Origin of the sequence: Mammaliicoccus sciuri, assembly GCF_025561425.1 — a bacterium.
Taxonomy (GTDB): Bacteria; Bacillota; Bacilli; order Staphylococcales; family Staphylococcaceae; genus Mammaliicoccus; species Mammaliicoccus sciuri_A.
On record NZ_CP094824.1, the window covers coordinates 1,137,203 to 1,154,830 of the forward strand.

15 protein-coding genes and 1 pseudogene are annotated in these 17,628 nt (G+C 32.2%); 14 read left to right on the plus strand and 2 right to left on the minus strand.

Annotated elements, in window-relative coordinates; genetic code table 11:
* Positions 1-37: 37 nt before the first annotated feature.
* Positions 38-2,131, minus strand: a complete 2,094-nt coding sequence (locus MUA60_RS05970; protein WP_262650229.1) for a glycoside hydrolase family 31 protein — start codon at positions 2,129-2,131, stop codon at positions 38-40.
* Positions 2,132-2,271: 140 nt separating this feature from the next.
* Between MUA60_RS05970 and MUA60_RS05975 the strand changes: the two genes are divergently transcribed.
* The 9 genes and pseudogenes from MUA60_RS05975 to trmL all read left to right on the plus strand — a co-directional run bounded on the left by MUA60_RS05975 (position 2,272) and on the right by trmL (position 12,200).
* Positions 2,272-3,324 (plus strand): PTS sugar transporter subunit IIC, encoded by a 1,053-nt coding sequence (locus MUA60_RS05975; RefSeq protein ID WP_262650231.1) that lies wholly within the window; start codon positions 2,272-2,274, stop codon positions 3,322-3,324.
* Positions 3,325-3,741: 417 nt separating this feature from the next.
* Positions 3,742-4,739, plus strand: a pseudogene (locus tag MUA60_RS05980) (D-2-hydroxyacid dehydrogenase).
* Between the two features lie 97 nt (positions 4,740-4,836).
* On the plus strand, positions 4,837-6,300 hold the full coding sequence (locus tag MUA60_RS05985) for an ABC transporter substrate-binding protein/permease (protein ID WP_394812735.1): 1,464 nt from the start codon (positions 4,837-4,839) through the stop codon (positions 6,298-6,300).
* Positions 6,293-7,018, plus strand: a complete 726-nt coding sequence (locus MUA60_RS05990; protein ID WP_262650232.1) for an amino acid ABC transporter ATP-binding protein — start codon at positions 6,293-6,295, stop codon at positions 7,016-7,018. The genes MUA60_RS05985 and MUA60_RS05990 overlap by 8 nt, the downstream gene beginning before the upstream one ends.
* A 25-nt stretch (positions 7,019-7,043) precedes the next feature.
* Positions 7,044-8,078: an N-acetyl-gamma-glutamyl-phosphate reductase gene (gene argC, locus MUA60_RS05995; RefSeq protein WP_262650233.1), complete on the plus strand. Its 1,035-nt coding sequence runs from the start codon at positions 7,044-7,046 to the stop codon at positions 8,076-8,078.
* 15 nt (positions 8,079-8,093) lie between these two features.
* Positions 8,094-9,329 (plus strand): bifunctional glutamate N-acetyltransferase/amino-acid acetyltransferase ArgJ, encoded by a 1,236-nt coding sequence (gene argJ / locus MUA60_RS06000; RefSeq protein WP_262650234.1) that lies wholly within the window; start codon positions 8,094-8,096, stop codon positions 9,327-9,329.
* A 14-nt stretch (positions 9,330-9,343) separates the two neighbouring features.
* The gene (argB, locus tag MUA60_RS06005) at positions 9,344-10,105 is read left to right on the plus strand and encodes an acetylglutamate kinase (protein ID WP_107577217.1); all 762 of its coding nucleotides are present in this window, start codon (positions 9,344-9,346) and stop codon (positions 10,103-10,105) included.
* Between the two features lie 490 nt (positions 10,106-10,595).
* Positions 10,596-11,723 (plus strand): tRNA epoxyqueuosine(34) reductase QueG, encoded by a 1,128-nt coding sequence (gene queG, locus MUA60_RS06010; protein WP_037589731.1) that lies wholly within the window; start codon positions 10,596-10,598, stop codon positions 11,721-11,723.
* Between the two features lie 3 nt (positions 11,724-11,726).
* Entirely contained in the window at positions 11,727-12,200 is a 474-nt protein-coding gene (gene trmL / locus MUA60_RS06015) for a tRNA (uridine(34)/cytosine(34)/5-carboxymethylaminomethyluridine(34)-2'-O)-methyltransferase TrmL (RefSeq protein WP_025904798.1), read from the plus strand.
* Positions 12,201-12,234: 34 nt separating this feature from the next.
* Here the strand turns inward: trmL and MUA60_RS06020 are convergent, their stop codons facing one another.
* Positions 12,235-12,375 (minus strand): hypothetical protein, encoded by a 141-nt coding sequence (locus MUA60_RS06020; RefSeq protein ID WP_162841915.1) that lies wholly within the window; start codon positions 12,373-12,375, stop codon positions 12,235-12,237.
* 86 nt (positions 12,376-12,461) lie between these two features.
* Between MUA60_RS06020 and nagA the strand changes: the two genes are divergently transcribed.
* The 5 genes from nagA to ppx all read left to right on the plus strand — a co-directional run bounded on the left by nagA (position 12,462) and on the right by ppx (position 17,569).
* Positions 12,462-13,601 carry an N-acetylglucosamine-6-phosphate deacetylase gene (nagA, locus tag MUA60_RS06025; protein ID WP_262650236.1) on the plus strand — a complete coding sequence of 380 codons (1,140 nt, stop codon included), beginning with the start codon at positions 12,462-12,464 and terminating at the stop codon, positions 13,599-13,601.
* A gap of 59 nt (positions 13,602-13,660) precedes the next feature.
* Entirely contained in the window at positions 13,661-14,260 is a 600-nt protein-coding gene (locus tag MUA60_RS06030) for a 6-phosphogluconolactonase (protein WP_262650238.1), read from the plus strand.
* Entirely contained in the window at positions 14,199-14,411 is a 213-nt protein-coding gene (locus tag MUA60_RS15540; protein ID WP_370622769.1) for an SAS053 family DNA gyrase inhibitor, read from the plus strand. Before MUA60_RS06030 ends, MUA60_RS15540 begins: the two co-directional genes overlap by 62 nt.
* A 153-nt stretch (positions 14,412-14,564) precedes the next feature.
* On the plus strand, positions 14,565-15,953 hold the full coding sequence (gene fumC / locus MUA60_RS06040) for a class II fumarate hydratase (RefSeq protein ID WP_262650240.1): 1,389 nt from the start codon (positions 14,565-14,567) through the stop codon (positions 15,951-15,953).
* 89 nt (positions 15,954-16,042) lie between these two features.
* Positions 16,043-17,569, plus strand: coding sequence for an exopolyphosphatase (gene ppx, locus MUA60_RS06045; RefSeq protein ID WP_262650241.1), 1,527 nt, complete (start codon positions 16,043-16,045; stop codon positions 17,567-17,569).
* Positions 17,570-17,628: the final 59 nt, after the last annotated feature.

Here is a 17,628-nt window from a genome sequence, read left to right on the forward strand (position 1 = left end):
AGAACCTAAGACGATGTTGTCTTAGGTTCTTATTTATTTAGAACTGTAGATTTTCAATTGTTTTTAGATCATCTTGATAAACTGGTATCGTTGCGCCTTTTACTACAAATGTTGGGATATGTTGTAAAGTTGTTTTTACGGTTATTGTTTGACCATCTTCAAATTGTTCGCCACTATGAAAATCAATCCAACCTTTGTTGTTTTTAGGTAAATAGACTGTTCTTTCTTGTTGAGCTTTTTCTAAGATAGGGGCAATTAACATATGGTCACCTAACATAAATTCATCATTATCTTCAAAAGTACTTATATCACTTTCAAATTGGTAAAAAGTTGGTCTAATAATTGGTTCATACGCTTCATGTGCCTGTACAACTAATGACTGAAGATATGGTTTAAGTTTTTCGTGGAAGTGCATGGCTTGTTTAACTTCAGACAAGACTTCATTATGCATCCAAGGTTCATTTACAGAACCATCATCATTCCATGAGTGGATTGAAAATCTTGGATAATAAGAACCACATTGCACCCATCTTAAAAATAATTCTGCTTCTGGTTTATCACCAGAAAAACCGCCAATATCATGTCCAAAGTTATAAACACCAGATAGACTTAACCCAATTGCCATAGCATTATTATATTTTAATGTATGCCAACTCGTATAGTTATCACCTGTCCAAGTTTGAACATATTTACTCATACCAGCTGCACCAGATCTACTTATGATATATGAATATTGTTCTTTATGATATTTTTGCTGTATCTCTCTTGATGCTTTCATCATTAATATAGGCATGATTGCTTTATAATCTTGGAAATTTGCTTCATTGCCGAAACCATTTACTTTAGCCTTATCATCCCAAATTTCGAATTCGTTATTATCATTCCATGTACAGTTAACATGATTAGATAATAATTGTTGTTCTATTTTAGATTGCCACCATTTAATAGTGTCTTTATTTGTAAAGTCTAGGTAGTATCCTTTTTCATCCCAAAATTGTACAAGAAGCGGTTGGCCATTCATATCTTTAATAAATCCATCAAAGGCTAATACTTCATCTAGTAAAGGATGATCTGTAAGTAGGCTAGGTTTAATATTCGCAACTAATTCTACATTTTGATCTGTATAAGCTTTTCCAAAAGATTTTGGGTCTTTAAATTTATCATAATTCCAATTAAAAACGTATCTCTTATCATGAATCGATGTATAACCTGATGAAAGGTGGAAAGATCTAATCGTAATATTATGTGTGTTACATTGATCTAGAAAAGATAATAGTCTTTCATCTGAATTTGGCAAATCTGTATATTGCATTGTTGAGCCGGAATAAGACAAACTCCATTCAGGCATAAGTGTTGGTCTACCTGTTAAATGACTAAAACGCGTCGTTACTTGTTGAATAGTCGGACCGGCAATGACGTAATAATCAAGAAAATCTGACTTAGTTTCATAATATCTATAGTGACCGTGATAATTATCTAATTCTTGTCCAAGATCTACAATGGAGTCTTGATAATCATCATAGAAGATACCAAATGCTATATTTTCGTCAGATTTGTATGTGAGATAATAAGGAATATGTTTATAAAGTGGATCAGTCGTTTCAGCATTATAACCCATAGCATCTATATTCTTCATTCTAAATCGTCTGCCATGCTTATTTACTTTTCCGCTCTTTTCTCCGAGTCCAAAATACATTTCATTTTTATCTCTATTTAAATAATGACAAGTCGGATGATTTTTTGATATTTGATGATGATAACTGCCTGTCTTACGGTCTTGCATGATTTCAATTTCTTTGTCAGATGAACTTAAATCATACCAACTACAATAGAAATCTTCTTTATCAATGACGAGTTTTAATAACTTTGTCTTAATTATAATATGGTGCTGTTCTTCTGAAATTTCATATTGTGGACATGAAAAGTTAGATTGATCATATCTAGAAATTCCTTCAAAAGGTAAGTCAGTATCACCAGGTGTAATGGTCCAAGTTGGTAAAGTGATATCTTTCTCTGAAGAAGATTTAATATTGATTAAGTAATCTTCTAATATGTGGATTGTAAAGAAATGCTCGTTTTGCTTGTCACTGATTACAATTATATTTTTATCTTGTGAAATCAAATTAAACATGTAAATAGCCTCCTATAACAACGTTGTTATTTAGACTATTACATTAATCTATACCAAAGTAAAGTAAAATAGTAAAAATAGCATTGTTTATGAAAATAAAGTCATATATCATTAATACATATGATTTCAGGAGGCATTTTATGGATAAACATTTCTCAGTAAAGGAATTTTTCTCTAATATTTTAAATGGTATAGGTATAGGTATTGTAATAGCATTAATACCAAACGCCATACTTGGTGTGTTATTTAGTTATTTATCACAGTTTCATCCGCTATTAGAAATGTTTAACCAAGCATTATTACTCATGCAGTTTGCAATGAGTTTTATAATTGGCATAGTTGTTGCACATCAATTTAAATTCCAAGCTACTGATGCAGTTATGATTGGCGCTGCAGGATTAATAGGTTCAGGCGCTGTGAAAATACAAAATGGTCAATTTATATTTGTAAGTATAGGGGATGTCGTCAATTTAATCGTTGTGTTAATTATCAGTTGTTATTTGATGATTAAATTGAAAGGAAAATTTGGTTCTTTAGATATGTTGATTATGCCAATAATCATTTCAGTTGTCAGTGGATTTATAGGTATGCTGACACTTCCATATGTTAGTAATGTAACTAAAGGTATAGGCAAATTAATAGAACAATTTTCTACAGTGAATCCTTTAATGATGTGTATATTGATCGCGATTACTTATGCATTATTAATGGTAACCCCAATTTCAGTTGTCGCAATTGCTACTGCGGTCGGTTTAAATGGTTTAAGTTCAGGAGCTGGCAATATGGGGATTGTTGCAGCATGTGTGACTTTCTTAATGGGCTCATGGAAAGTAAACGATAAAGGTATCAATATCGTACTTATCATCGGAGCTACTAAAATGATGATTCCAGTATATTTCAAAAATCCTATCATCGCAGTACCATTAATCATAAATGGATTAATGAGTGGATTACTCACTTATTTCGTCGGCATAAAAGGTACGCCAATGTCTACAGGATTTGGTTATACCGGGTTTGTTGGACCAGCAAACGCATTAAAATTTATGGAAGGATCAGTATTCTTAAATATATTAATACTAGGCGTAGCATATTTCATCATACCGTTTGTATTTGCATATATCGTACATAAAGTTTGTTTAATAATACTTCCAAAATACAATCAAGAAATGTTTTTATTTAAAGAAAATAATTAGAATGAAGAGAAGGCTGAGACAAGAAAAAATGTCTCAGCCTTTAAATATGGCTGAAAACTGGTGCCGTTAAAAGCAGTTTGGGTTAGAAGTGCAAATACTAGGTGCGTTATTAGCAAGTTTGAGTAGAAGTGCAAATAAGGAGACCACTAATTACAATTCTCAGTAGTTTTGTAATTAAGGCCGTCCATAGTAACACTTCGGCCGAGTTTTGTAACTAACAATCCCGTTATGAACAAGTTTATACAAAACTGTTCACAAGGACGCTATTAGTATCACTTCTTGATAAATATGTTATTAACCATACAACATACATACACTTTTAATTGTAAGAATATTATGAAAAAATAGATTATTTGTTTTCATAAAGTGTTGTAGAATTAATCATTATTTATTTTTTACTGAAAGGAAGTACGAATTATGCGATTTAAATTATTTAATATAAGAGAAGATGAAAAGCTTTATGCATATCAGTGGGGTCAAACTAATGGTCATGAAATTGAATGTACGGAGGAGGATTTAACTTTAGACAATGTACATACTTTATCGTCTTTTGATGGTGTGAGTACTCAACAGTTATTTAAGTTTGATGACAGAATATATGAAGCACTTAAGGATGTTGGTATTAAACAAATTGCAGGTCGTGCTGCTGGTTTTGATATGTTTAATTTAGATGAAGCTGCAAAACATGATATAAAAATTACAAATATTCCTTCATATAGTCCAAATGCGATAGCGGAATTTGCAGTTTGTAGAGCATTAGAATTAATAAGAAACATGAATAAAATAAATAAAAAGGTAGAACGTCAAGATTTTACTTGGGATGAAACAGTTATCGCTAAAGAACTAAGAAATATGACGGTACTGGTTATTGGCGTTGGTAGAATTGGTAAAGTGTCAGCACAATTATTTAAAGGATTTGGTGCGGAAGTTATTGGTTATGACCCATATGATCAATCGGTAAGCGAAATTGAATATGTACAAAGTTTACAAGAAGGGCTATCTAAAGCGGATTTAATCACATTACATGTTCCTGCAAATGAAGAAACGCACATATTATTAATGAAGAGACGATTAAATATATGAAAAATGGTGCATATTTAGTGAATACAGCTAGAGGTGCGACAGTGAATACTAATGATGTCATTCAAGCATTAAATAGCGGTAAAATACATAGTGTCGCGTTAGATGTATATGAGAATGAGTTTGCATATTTCTCATATGATTATACAGATAAAGAAATTGAAGATGGTACTTTAAAAGAATTGATGTCACGTGACGATGTATTAATTTCACCTCATATTGCATTTTATACACATACAGCAGTACAAAATATGGTTGAAATTTCATTGGATAGTGCACTTGAAGTTATTACAACTGGATATAGTGAAAATGAAGTTCAATTAAGTAAAGTGTGAATGAACATTCGTTCATACTTTTTTTATAAAAAGCTATTGCATAAAATTACATAAATTCGTATAATAATGAATATTATTAATTCAGGAGGTAACGAATTTGAAAAGAAATGTATTTACTAAAGTAGTTATAGCAACAATTTGTTTACTACTTACAATTCCTTATTTAGCCCCCATAAAGTCACAAGCTGCAGAGACTGATCAATGGGATAAAGCTAAAGAACGAGGCGAGTTAAGAGTAGGGTTATCAGCAGATTATGCACCTTATGAGTTTGAGCACACTAAAGATGGTGAACGTGAATATGCTGGGATAGATATAGAACTTGCTAAAAAAATTGCAAAAGACAATGATATTAAACTTAAAATTGTGAATATGCAATTTGATAGTTTACTAGGTGCTTTAAAAACTGGAAAAATCGATATGATTATTTCTGGTATGGCTCCGACTCCTGAGAGAAAGAAACAAGTTGATTTTTCTGATGATTATATGGAAGTTAACCAAAGAATGATTATACAGAAAAAAGATAAAGATAAATTAAAAACGATTGATGATTTTAAAGGAAAAATGGTCGGTGTGCAAAAGCAAACGACTCAAGAAGAATTGGCAAAAACAGAAATGCCAGAATCTCAAATTAGCTCATTAACGAGAGTACCTGAAGTTATTATGTCACTTAATTCTGGAAAAGTAGACGGCATGATTATTGAAGGACCTGTTGCTGATGCATATTTAGAGAAGAATCCTAATTTAACATATTCAGATGTTACATTTTCAGATGCAGACAAGACAACAGCTATTGCATTACCGAAAAATTCACCTGAATTAATGAAGAGGGTTAATAAGAGTGTTAAAGAAGTTCGAGACAATAATTTGATTAAAAATTATCAAGATAAAGCAACTGAAGCGATGTTCGATGATGGTTCTTTCTTCAGTAAATATGGCTCATATTTCTTACACGGTGTAGGGTATACGATTCTATTATCATTCTTAGGTGTAGTAGCAGGAGCATTAATTGGTTGCTTCTTAGCGCTTATGAAATTAAGTAATAGTAAGATATTTAAATCGATTGCTTCAGTTTACATCGAATTTATAAGAGGTACACCATTACTCGTTCAAGTATTCTTAGTTTATTTCGGCACAACAGCAGTACTTGGACTAGATTTATCAGCATTAATTTGTGGTATTATCGCACTCATCATTAACTGTAGTGCATATATTGCAGAAATTATTAGAGCTGGTATTAACGCGGTAGATAATGGCCAAATGGAAGCGGCTAGATCATTAGGATTAAATAAAACGCAGGCTATGACTAAAGTTATCTTGCCACAAGCCATTAAAAATATTTTACCTGCATTAGGTAATGAATTTGTAACAGTTATTAAAGAATCTTCTATAGTTTCTGTTATCGGCGTAAGTGAATTGATGTTTAATGCTCAAGTTGTTCAAGGGGCATCATTTGATCCATTTACACCATTATTAGTAGCAGCAATATTGTACTTTATCTTAACGTTTACGTTATCTAGAGTGATGTACTTTGCTGAAAGGAGGTTTAGTGTAAGTGATTAAAGTTAACGATTTACACAAATCATTTGGTAAAAATGAAGTATTAAAAGGTATTAATTTAAATATTGAAAAAGGGGAAGTTGTTGCGATTATCGGCCCATCTGGTAGTGGTAAAAGTACGCTTCTTAGATGTTTGAATTTATTAGAAGAACCTTCCTCAGGACAGATTGTATTTGAAAATAATGAATTAACAAATACTAAAGGTGCAAAGTTGGATCAATTAAGACAAAAAATGGGCATGGTTTTCCAAGGTTTTAATCTTTTTCCACATAAAAAAGTAATCGAAAATATTACACTAACACCTTTAACTTTGAAAAAAGGACAAAAATCCGAATTAGAAGATCAGGCTAAACAATTACTTAAAAAAGTTGGTCTTGAAGATAAAGCAGATGTTTATCCATCTAAATTATCAGGTGGACAAAAACAACGTGTAGCGATTGCCCGTGCGTTAGCAATGAACCCAGCAGTTATTTTATTTGATGAACCAACTTCAGCATTAGACCCCGAAGTTGTTGGTGAAGTGTTAAGTGTTATGAAAGATTTAGCCAAAGAAGGCATGACAATGGTCGTTGTAACGCATGAAATGGGATTTGCTAAAAATGTCAGCGATCATGTAATTTTTATGGATGAAGGTATAGTTCAAGAAGAAGGTACACCTGAACAAATATTTGATAATCCTCAAAACGAAAGAACGAAACAATTTTTATCTAAAGTATTATAATACTAAAAATAGAAGAGGTGTTTTCGTGTTAGATATAGGTATAGTCGGTGGTAGTGGATACGGAGCAATAGAATTGATGAGGTTATTAAATCAGCATAAAGACGTGAACATCAAATATGTATTCTCACATTCGAAATCTGGTCAAGATATAAAGGAAACATATCCACATTTACAAAATAATATTATTGAACAATTCACAAGTTTAGATGTAGAAACAGTGCAATGTGATTTAATATTTTTTGCGACCCCCTCAAATGTGAGCAAGAATTTTATTCCTAAATTAATAGAACGTGGTATTAAAGTAATCGATTTATCTGGAGACTTTAGGTTGAAAGCCCCCACAATTTATGAAAAATATTACGGAGAAAAGCCAGCTCCTCAGAGTGTATTGGATGAAGCGGTGTATAGCTTGCCTGAGTGGTCAAATGTAGACGTATCATCGACACAAATTATTGCAAACCCGGGTTGTTTCCCAACTGCAATACTTTTATCTTTACACCCTCTTTTAGAAAGTGACTTAATTAATAAAGACACGATTATAATAGACGCTAAAACTGGTGTTTCAGGTGCTGGTAGAACATTAAGTCAAAATGTTCATTTTGGCGAAGCAAATGAAAACTTTTCAGCTTATAAATTAGGTTCCCATAAGCACACACCAGAAATTGAACAGTATTTATCACAAGTCTCGAAATCAGACATAAAAGTGACATTCACACCTCATCTCGTTCCTATGACAAGAGGTATATTGGCTACTATTTATGTAGATTTAAAAGATCAAACAAGTGAAGCAGCATTACATCAATTATATAAACAGAAATATGATGAAAAACCATTTGTTCGTGTAAGAGACCTTGGCGAATTCCCAACAACCAAAGAAGTTCTAGGTAGTAATTACTGCGATATTGGCATTTATGTTGATGAAGATAGACAAAAAGCTATTATCGTTGCAGTTATCGATAATCTCGTTAAAGGTGCAAGTGGTCAAGCAATTCAGAACATGAATAGATTATTTGGATTTAATGAAGTTGAAGGTTTAAATTTATTACCAATATACCCATAGAATAGGAGGAATTTGATGTTAGATAAGACTGAAGAATTAATTGACTCTGAAATGATCGTTATAGAAGAAGGTGATGTCGCATCACCTAAAGGATACATTGCTGGCGGCATGCATGTTGGATTACGTAGAGAAAAGAAAGACTTTGGTTGGTTATATTCATCAGTTCCAGCTAATTGTGCAGCGGTATATACACAAAATGCTTTTAAAGCAGCCCCATTAAAAGTTACTGAAGAAAGTATTAATGTTGAACATAAACTTTCAGCAATTGTTATTAATTCTGCCATCGCAAATGCTTGTACAGGTCAAAGAGGTTTAGATGATGCAAAGCAAACTCAGAAATGGATTTCATCTAAACTACAACTACCTGAACATCAAATCGCAATTGCATCAACAGGTTTGATTGGCGAATTTTTACCTATGCAAAAAATTGAATATGGTGTGAATAATATTGATATTCTCAATAATTCACATTCTTCTGATTTTAATGAAGCTATTTTAACAACTGATAAAGAGACTAAACATATAGCAGTACAAATTAAAATTGATGATGAAGTGATTACGATTGGCGGTTCATGTAAAGGGTCAGGCATGATTCATCCAAATATGGCTACAATGCTTGGCTTTATGACAACAGATGCAAATGTTGACTCTGAAGATTTGAATGGCTTACTAAAAGAATCTGTTGATGAAACGTTTAATATGATTACAGTTGATGGTGATACAAGTACAAATGATATGGTTATACTTTTAGCTAATGGTGAAAGTGGTCAAACATTAACTCAATCACATCCAGAATGGGAAAAGTTCGCTCAAGCTGTCCAATATGTGAATCAATTTTTAGCTCAAAGTATTGCAAGAGATGGTGAAGGGGCGACGAAGTTAATCAAAGTTAATGTCAAAGGTGCTAAGACGAAAGCTCAAAATAGTGCAATTGCTAAAACAATTGTTGGTTCAAGCTTAGTGAAAACAGCGATACACGGTGCTGATCCAAACTTTGGAAGAATCGTAACATCAATTGGTTATGCAGATCATACTGTAGATACTAACGAAGTAGACGTCTGGCTTTGTGGACATTTATTAGTTAGTAAAGGTATGAATGTATCATTTGATGAGTTAGATTTAAAAGCTAAAATGGAGCAAGATACAATTGAAATAGAAGCGAAAGTTGGAAATTCTCCTCATACATCTACTGCTTTCGGATGCGATTTGAGTTATGATTACGTAAAAATTAATGCATTATATAGAACTTAATAGGAGGTCATAAAGTGAAGTATGCAGTCATTAAAATTGGTGGTAGTGTATTAAGCAACTTAAGTCAAACGATAATAGAAGATATACTTACTTTAAAAAGTCAAAATTATATGCCAATCATCGTCCATGGTGGCGGCCCGTTTATTAATAAACAACTAACTAAAATTGGTATCGAAAGTAAATTTGTAGATGGCTTACGTGTTACTGATGAAGAAGTGTTACTACAAACTTCAAGTACATTGATCGGTGAAGTCAACCCACAAGTTGTGTTTCAAATTAATCAACATGACTCATTAGCATTAGGTATAAATGGCATCGATATGAATTTATTTGATATAAAACCATTAGATTCTAAATATGGATTTGTAGCAGAATGTACATCCGTTAATAAAGAAACACTGGCTAATATATGTTCGAACAGTATTCCAGTTATCGCACCAATCGGTATCGATAGAAATACTGGTCAAAGATATAATATTAATGCAGATAGCCTTGCATATAAAATAGCGAGTGAAATGGAAGGCGACTTATTCTTAATAAGTGATATTCCAGGAGTACTGATTAAAGATGAAGTACAAAGCCATTTAAGTATCAATGATATTCATAATTATATAGAAACAACTGAAATATATGGCGGTATGATTCCTAAAGTTACTGGCGCAATTTCTGCAATAAAAGAAGGCTGTAAAAGCGTCAAGATTATTTCAGGATCATCAGACCATGCATTATTAAAAAGTTCTCATTCAAATAAAATAGGTACAACAATTACATTATAAAGTAAAAAATCCGACAGAGTCTTTGGGCACTGTCGGATTTTTTGTTCGCTTATTAGCAGTTTTGGAAAGAAGTGCAAATAGTGGTGTCGTTATTAGCAGTTTTGGAAAGAAGTGCAAATAACGAGTGTCTTGTTTACAATTCTCAGGAGTTTTGTAACTAAGGCCGCCCATAGTAACACTTCGACCGAGTTTTGTAACTAAGGCGGTCCATAGTAACACTTCGGCTGAGTTTTGTAACTAAGACGGTCCATAGTAACAGTTTGGCCGAGTTTTGTAATTAACGCCCCCGTTATAAACAAGTTTGGGCGAAAGTGTTCACAACAGCCTCAACCACAAACAAGCAAAATACTGTCTTGCCATACCATTTACCACACATTATATGAAAGCAATTTTTTATATACTTATTTAATTGAATTAATACGAATACCGTAAATTTATTTATTAAATGTGTTAAAATGTATTAGCATGTTTGATAGTGAGGTGAATAAATTTGAATTTAGATCAATTGAAGCAAGAAGTGATAGATTATGCACATTCTATTGGTATTGATAGTATTGGATTTACAACTGCTGATCCTTTTGATGAATTAAAGAAAAAGTTAGAAGATTATCATTCTAAAGGATATGCTTCTGGGTTTGAAGAAAGTGATATTGAGTTAAGAACAGTCCCTAAATTATCATTACCATCTGCTCGCTCAATTATAGCAATTGCTGTAGGGTATCCGAATAAATTAAAGGGTGCTCCTAAAAGTGTTAGAGGAGATAGAAGAGGTATGTTTGCGCGTGCTTCATGGGGCCAAGATTATCATACTATTATGAGAAATCGCCTTGATAAACTCAGTTTATTCCTAAAAGAAAAAGTGCCTGATGTAGAAATTAAATCAATGGTCGATACTGGTGTCTTGTCTGACCGTTCAGTAGCTGAAAGAGCTGGTTTAGGATTTGCAGGTAAAAATGGATTTATTATTAATGAAGAACTTGGTACTTGGAGTTATCTTGGTGAAATGTTAGTCAGTATTCCATTTAAACCTGATGATCCAGTTATAGATAGTTGTGGTGATTGTAACATTTGTGTTGATAGATGTCCGACAGGTGCCTTAGTAGGTAATGGTCAATTAAATAGTCAAAAATGTATCAGCTTTTTAACACAAACAAAAGGTTATTTAAAAGATGAATACCGCTATAAAATAGGAAATCGTTTATACGGATGTGACACATGCCAACAAGTGTGCCCGCGAAATAGAGGAATTAATACTGAACATGACGACATTATATTAGAACCTGAGGTACTGAAACCTAGACTTGTCCCACTACTTAAAATGTCTAATAAAGAATTTAAAAATACTTATGGACATTTAGCTGGTGCATGGAGAGGTAAAAAGCCGATTCAACGAAATGCGATTGTCGCACTAGCTCACTTTAATGAAGAAAGTGCAATACCAGAATTGAAAGATGTTGCGTTAACAGATCCGCGACCAATGATAAGAGGTACTGCATTTTGGGCTATCGGTCAAATACAAGGTGAAGAGGCAAGACCATTCATAATGTCACACTATGAACGTGAAATAGAAGAAGTCCAAGAAGAAATGATAAAAGGATTAGAGATTAGGAGAAAATAAATTATGACAAATCATGTAGTTTTATATCAACCAGAAATTCCAGCGAATACTGGAAATATTGCACGTAGCTGTGCAGCAACAGATACAACTTTACACTTAATTAGACCTTTAGGTTTTAGTACGGATGATAAAATGTTAAGAAGAGCGGGTTTAGATTACTGGAAATTTGTAAATATTGTTTATTATGATAGTATTGAAGAATTTTTCGAAAAGACTGAAGGTGGCAACTATTACTTACTAACGAAGTTTGGTACTCAACCACATACTCAGTTTGATTACAGTAATGTTGAAGAAAATCATTACTTTATATTTGGTAGAGAAACAACAGGACTTCCTGATTGGGTTAAAGAAAAATATAAAGATACAGCATTAAGAATTCCAATGAATGATAATGTAAGATCTTTAAATTTATCTAATACTGCTGCAATATTAATTTATGAAGCGTTAAGACAACAAAATTATCCTAATTTATCATAGAAATAAAAAAACTGAGGCCATATGGTCTCAGTTATTAATTATTATTTGATTTTAAAGATTCAAGTTCTTTGTTTAAATCTTCTTCCTTAAGACCATAGTCTTTAGAATCGCGACCAGCAGTTAACATCGCAGTAATAAATGCTACACCAACCATACAGATTAATAGCGTGTTCATTTAATTAGCCCCCTCGTAATGTTATGTTATCTTTATTATATACGAATTAAGGCAATAATTAAATACATTTTTAAGGAGACATTGATATGGATAATTATATTTTGAAAAACGCACAAATTTATACTGAAACATATAAAATTGATCATGGCTATATCGAAGTGCGTAATGGATGTATTCACGATATTCAAGAAGGGGAATATACAGGTAGATTACAAACGATAGATGCAAATGGTCAACATGTACTTCCGGGATTTATTGATATACATATTCATGGCGGTTATGGCCAAGATGCAATGGATGCAACACCAGAAACATTGGATTTATTATCTGAGAAATTATTGTCTGAAGGTACGACTAGCTTTTTAGCCACTACAATGACACAGTCAACTGAAGCCATCAATGCTGCATTAGTAAATGTTGCAAACTATAAACCGATAGATGATAAACGTGCTGAAATACTCGGTGTACATTTAGAAGGTCCATTTATTTCAGAACATAAAGTTGGTGCTCAAAATCCTGCATTTGTTGCAAGACCTACAGTACAAAAATTTAAAGATTTTCAAGATAAAGCAAATGGCGCGATTAAAATAGTGACAATTGCGCCAGAAGTTGAAGGTGCAGAGGAAGTTATTAAAGAACTTCATGAAGATGTTATTTTTTCAGCAGGACATACCGTATCTGATTACGATGGTATTGAAAAAGCAGTTCAAAATGGTCTTAAGCATATTACACATTTATATAATGCACAAACAACATTTACACATAGAGAACCAGGCGTATTTGGTGCCGCTCTGACTGATGAAAGATTAACAACAGAAGTTATTGTTGATGGCATTCATTCTCATCCTGCTGCAGTGAAATTAGCATATCTTGCTAAAGGAAATGAGAATTTCTGCATTATTACAGATGCAATGCGTGCAAAAGGCATGAAGGATGGTAAATACGATCTTGGTGGCCAAGATGTATTTGTTAAAAATAACGAAGCTAGATTAGAAACTGGTTCACTTGCAGGAAGTATATTACTTATGAACAAAGGCTTAAAAAATTTAATGGACTTTGCAAATATACCGCTTGAAGAAGCATGGCGTACTGCAAGTTTAAACCAAGCTATTCGATTGAAAGTTGATGATAGAATTGGCTCAATCAAAGTTGGGAAACAAGCAGATCTTGTTATAGCTGATTCAGAATTAAATGTTTTAACTACTATTAAAAAGGGTATATTATAGATAATGACTAAAGGTTATGATTTTTGTAAATATACAAGTTGAAATGAGGAGTGGACAAAATGACTTTAAACTTTAAAGTATTTGAAACAAAAGATATTGCTGCACGATATGCTGCAGATGTAGTTCGCAAACAATTTAATTCAGACAGCACTTCAGTTGTCGGTGTACATTTAGAAGCAGAGCAAACATCATTTTTCGATGAACTATTAGATGATGTTAAGAAAAATCCTGTGAACTTCAGTCAAATTCATATTTTAGATTTTGATGGTAAAGAAGATTATTACACAGAATTAGGAGTTCCTGCTAAACAAGTATTAAAAACTGATGTCGGTAGTGATGTTGAAGCATTTATTAAAGAAAAAGTGAATACTGACAAAAAGAAAAACAAATTAATGTTAGATGTTGTCACTTTAACTGAAGATAGCAGAACTGGATTAGACTATGATCAAGCAATTCACCCAGCAAGAGAAGTTATCGTACTTGTCACTGGTAAAGAAAAAGCTAAAGCAGTAAGTCAGTTATATCAAGAACCTGCAAATGGTTCTGTTGAATCCGCTAAATTAAAACAACATAGAATGGTAACAGTTGTATTAGATAATGAAGCGGCACAAGGCTTACCTGAAGACGTTAGATCTTACTTCTCAATTCAATTTTCATAAGAAGGTGAGAAATTTGAATAAAAATCTAGAAGAAGAAAATGAAATGGTTCAAGACCTAGAAGATGTTAAGGAACTAGGTAAAGAAATGGAACAAATATCAGAACAAAATGACGAAGCTTTTGAAGAAAAGAAATCTGAACAAGAGTCTTAAAATAGAGATTGAGACAATACGCTATGTCTCAATCTTTATTTTTTTCGTTAATTTAAATTATCTGACAACTGAGAGTTTAAATCGCTTTCTTTATACGATATAATAGAGTTGAATAAAGAATGATGAATTCAAGAAATAAAGGGGAGTATTGAAATGAGTTACAGAATTGAACATGATACATTTGGTGAAATTAAAGTTCCAAGCGATAAATATTGGAAAGCACAAACACAAAGAAGTAAACAGAATTTCCCAGTAGGTAAAGAACAAATGCCAATTGAAGTGATTTATGGATTTGCACATTTAAAAAGAGCAGCAGCGATTTCAAATCATGAACTTGGTAAATTATCTGATGATAAGAAAGATGCCATTGTATATGCTACTGATGAAATTTTAAATGGAAACTTAGATGAACATTTTCCTCTAGTAGTTTGGCAAACAGGTAGTGGTACACAAAGTAATATGAACGTGAACGAAGTTGTGAGCTACGTTGCAAATGAATACTTGAAAGAAAAAGGTTCAGAAGAGTCCGTTCATCCAAATGATCATGTTAATATGTCTCAAAGTTCAAATGATACATATCCAACTGCAATGCATGTTGCTTTATATCATGAAATTGAATCTAAATTATTACCAGCAATTGGTACGTTAAGAGATACATTTAAGAAAAAAGAAGAAGATTTCAAAGATATTATTAAAATCGGTAGAACACATCTACAAGATGCAACACCTTTAACTTTAGGTCAAGAAGTTAGTGGTTGGAGATATATGTTAGATAAATGTGAATCATTATTAAATGAATCTAAAGGTCAATTATTAAACTTAGCAATTGGTGGTACAGCAGTTGGTACTGGTATCAACGCACATCCAGAATTCGGCGATAAAGTAGCTAAACAAATTAGCGAACAATTAGGCTATCCATTTGTATCATCTGAAAATAAATTCCATGCATTAACTGCTCATGATGAAGTTGTTTATGTTCATGGCGCCCTTAAAGCATTAGCAAGTGACTTAATGAAGATTGCGAATGATGTAAGATGGTTAGCTTCTGGCCCAAGAGCTGGATTAGCTGAAATTTCAATTCCAGAGAACGAACCAGGTTCATCAATCATGCCAGGTAAAGTAAACCCAACTCAATGTGAAATGTTAACAATGGTTGCTGTTCAAGTACTAGGAAATGATGCAGCAGTAGGCATAGCAGCATCACAAGGTAACTTTGAATTAAATGTATTTAAACCAGTTATTTTATACAATACATTACAATCTATTTATTTATTAACAGATGGTATTGAAACATTTAATAACAATTGTGCTGTTGGAATAGAACCGATTGAAGAAAATATCGATAAATATTTAAATCAATCATTGATGCTTGTTACTGCATTAAATCCACATATTGGATATGAAAATGCAGCAGCAATCGCGAAAAATGCTCACAAAAATGGATTAACATTAAAAGAATCAGCAATTGAATCTGGACTTCTAACAGAAGAACAATTTGATGAATGGATTAAACCAGAAGATATGATAAGCTCTAAAAAATAATAGCAGCTTTAAGATACAAATATAAAGAACAGAAAAAAGGTGCTATAGGCACCTTTTTCTGTATCAAAATATAACTTTGGAGGCAATTTATGAAGATATTAGGATTAATAGATATAGGTTCCAATACTATAAGACTTGTTATTTTTGAATACTCTAAAGATACAGGTTTAAATGAACTACAAAACGTTAAAACACCAGCACGTTTGAGTCAATATTTAGAAGAAGATAAAACAATGAATAAAGATGGAATCAATATTTTAGTAGAAACTTTAAATAGTTTTAAAAAAGTTGCCGAAAAATTTCAAGTGGAAGAACTTGTCCCTGCAGCTACAGCAGCAGTCAGACAATCTAAAAATATAGATGAAATTATAAAAAGTGTAAAAGACAAAACGAATCTTGATATTGAAATTATCCCAGAACAAGATGAGGCGTTTTATGGATTTTATGCAGCAACACATACTTTAAATATAAATAATGGTATTACAGTTGATATAGGTGGTGGTTCAACAGAAATAACTTATTTTGAAGATAAAAAGTTAAAAGAGGCAATAAGTTTTCCTTTCGGTGTTGTAACTTTAGAGAAAATGTTTTTCGCTGATAAAGATCACAATGATAAAAATGCGATTAAAAAATGTGAGAAGTATGTTAAAGAACAGTTTGAATCTGAAAAATGGATAAAGGATAAAAACGTTCCTATTATTGGAATTGGTGGATCTGCCCGAAATAATGCGCGTATACATCAGTCTTTAAATAATTATCCAATTGCTGGTGTACATGGCTATGACATGACTAAAAAAGGGCTTGAAGAAGTGTTTGATGTATTGAAAAAATCTGATAAAAGTGAATTGAAAGATTTAGATGGTTTAAGTAGAGACCGTACAGATATCATTTTACCTAGTTCTATTGTTTTTAATACATTATATGATATCGCAGATGCAAATCGTTTTACATTCTCAAGAAAAGGTCTTCGTGAAGGTTTAGTGATGACAAGAATTAAAGAAGAATTTTCAAAGGCATTTAATAAAAATAATGTCACAAGTGATGCATTAAAACATATAGCAAATGAATATAATATCAATGCTTCAAATGGTAAACAGCGCATGAAATTAGCTGAAGATTTGTTAAACAAATTAGAAGAAATCACTAGCTTCAAAATTTCAAAAGAAGATAGAGATATATTTAATGAAGCGGCATATTTATATTATTTAGGTTCATTTATAGATGCAGATTCTAGTTCACAACATACGTATTATATTATAGCCAATTCAAGTATTAATGGCTTATCGCATAAAGAAAGGGTTAAATTAGCACTTTTGGCAAGTTTTAAAAACAAGACATTATTAAAATTCTATATAAAGGGGACGCCTTGGTTTGAAGATGAAGAAATTGAACTTATTCAAAAGCTTGGCGGCATCATTAAGTTTGCACATGCTTTAAATGTTTCTAATACCGATTGCATCGAATCAATGGCATTAATTGAAAAGAAAAATGAATTTGAATTAAGAGCCAAATACGTTACAGACCCAATCGCTGAAGAATATCAATCTGATAGACAGAAAAAACATTTAGAAAAGTTATTACCGAAAAAACTTAATATTATATTTACACAAGATTAATAAACTTACGTTTAAATGAAGTAGTGTGATTTTATAATCTTGATTGGAAATTTGTAAAG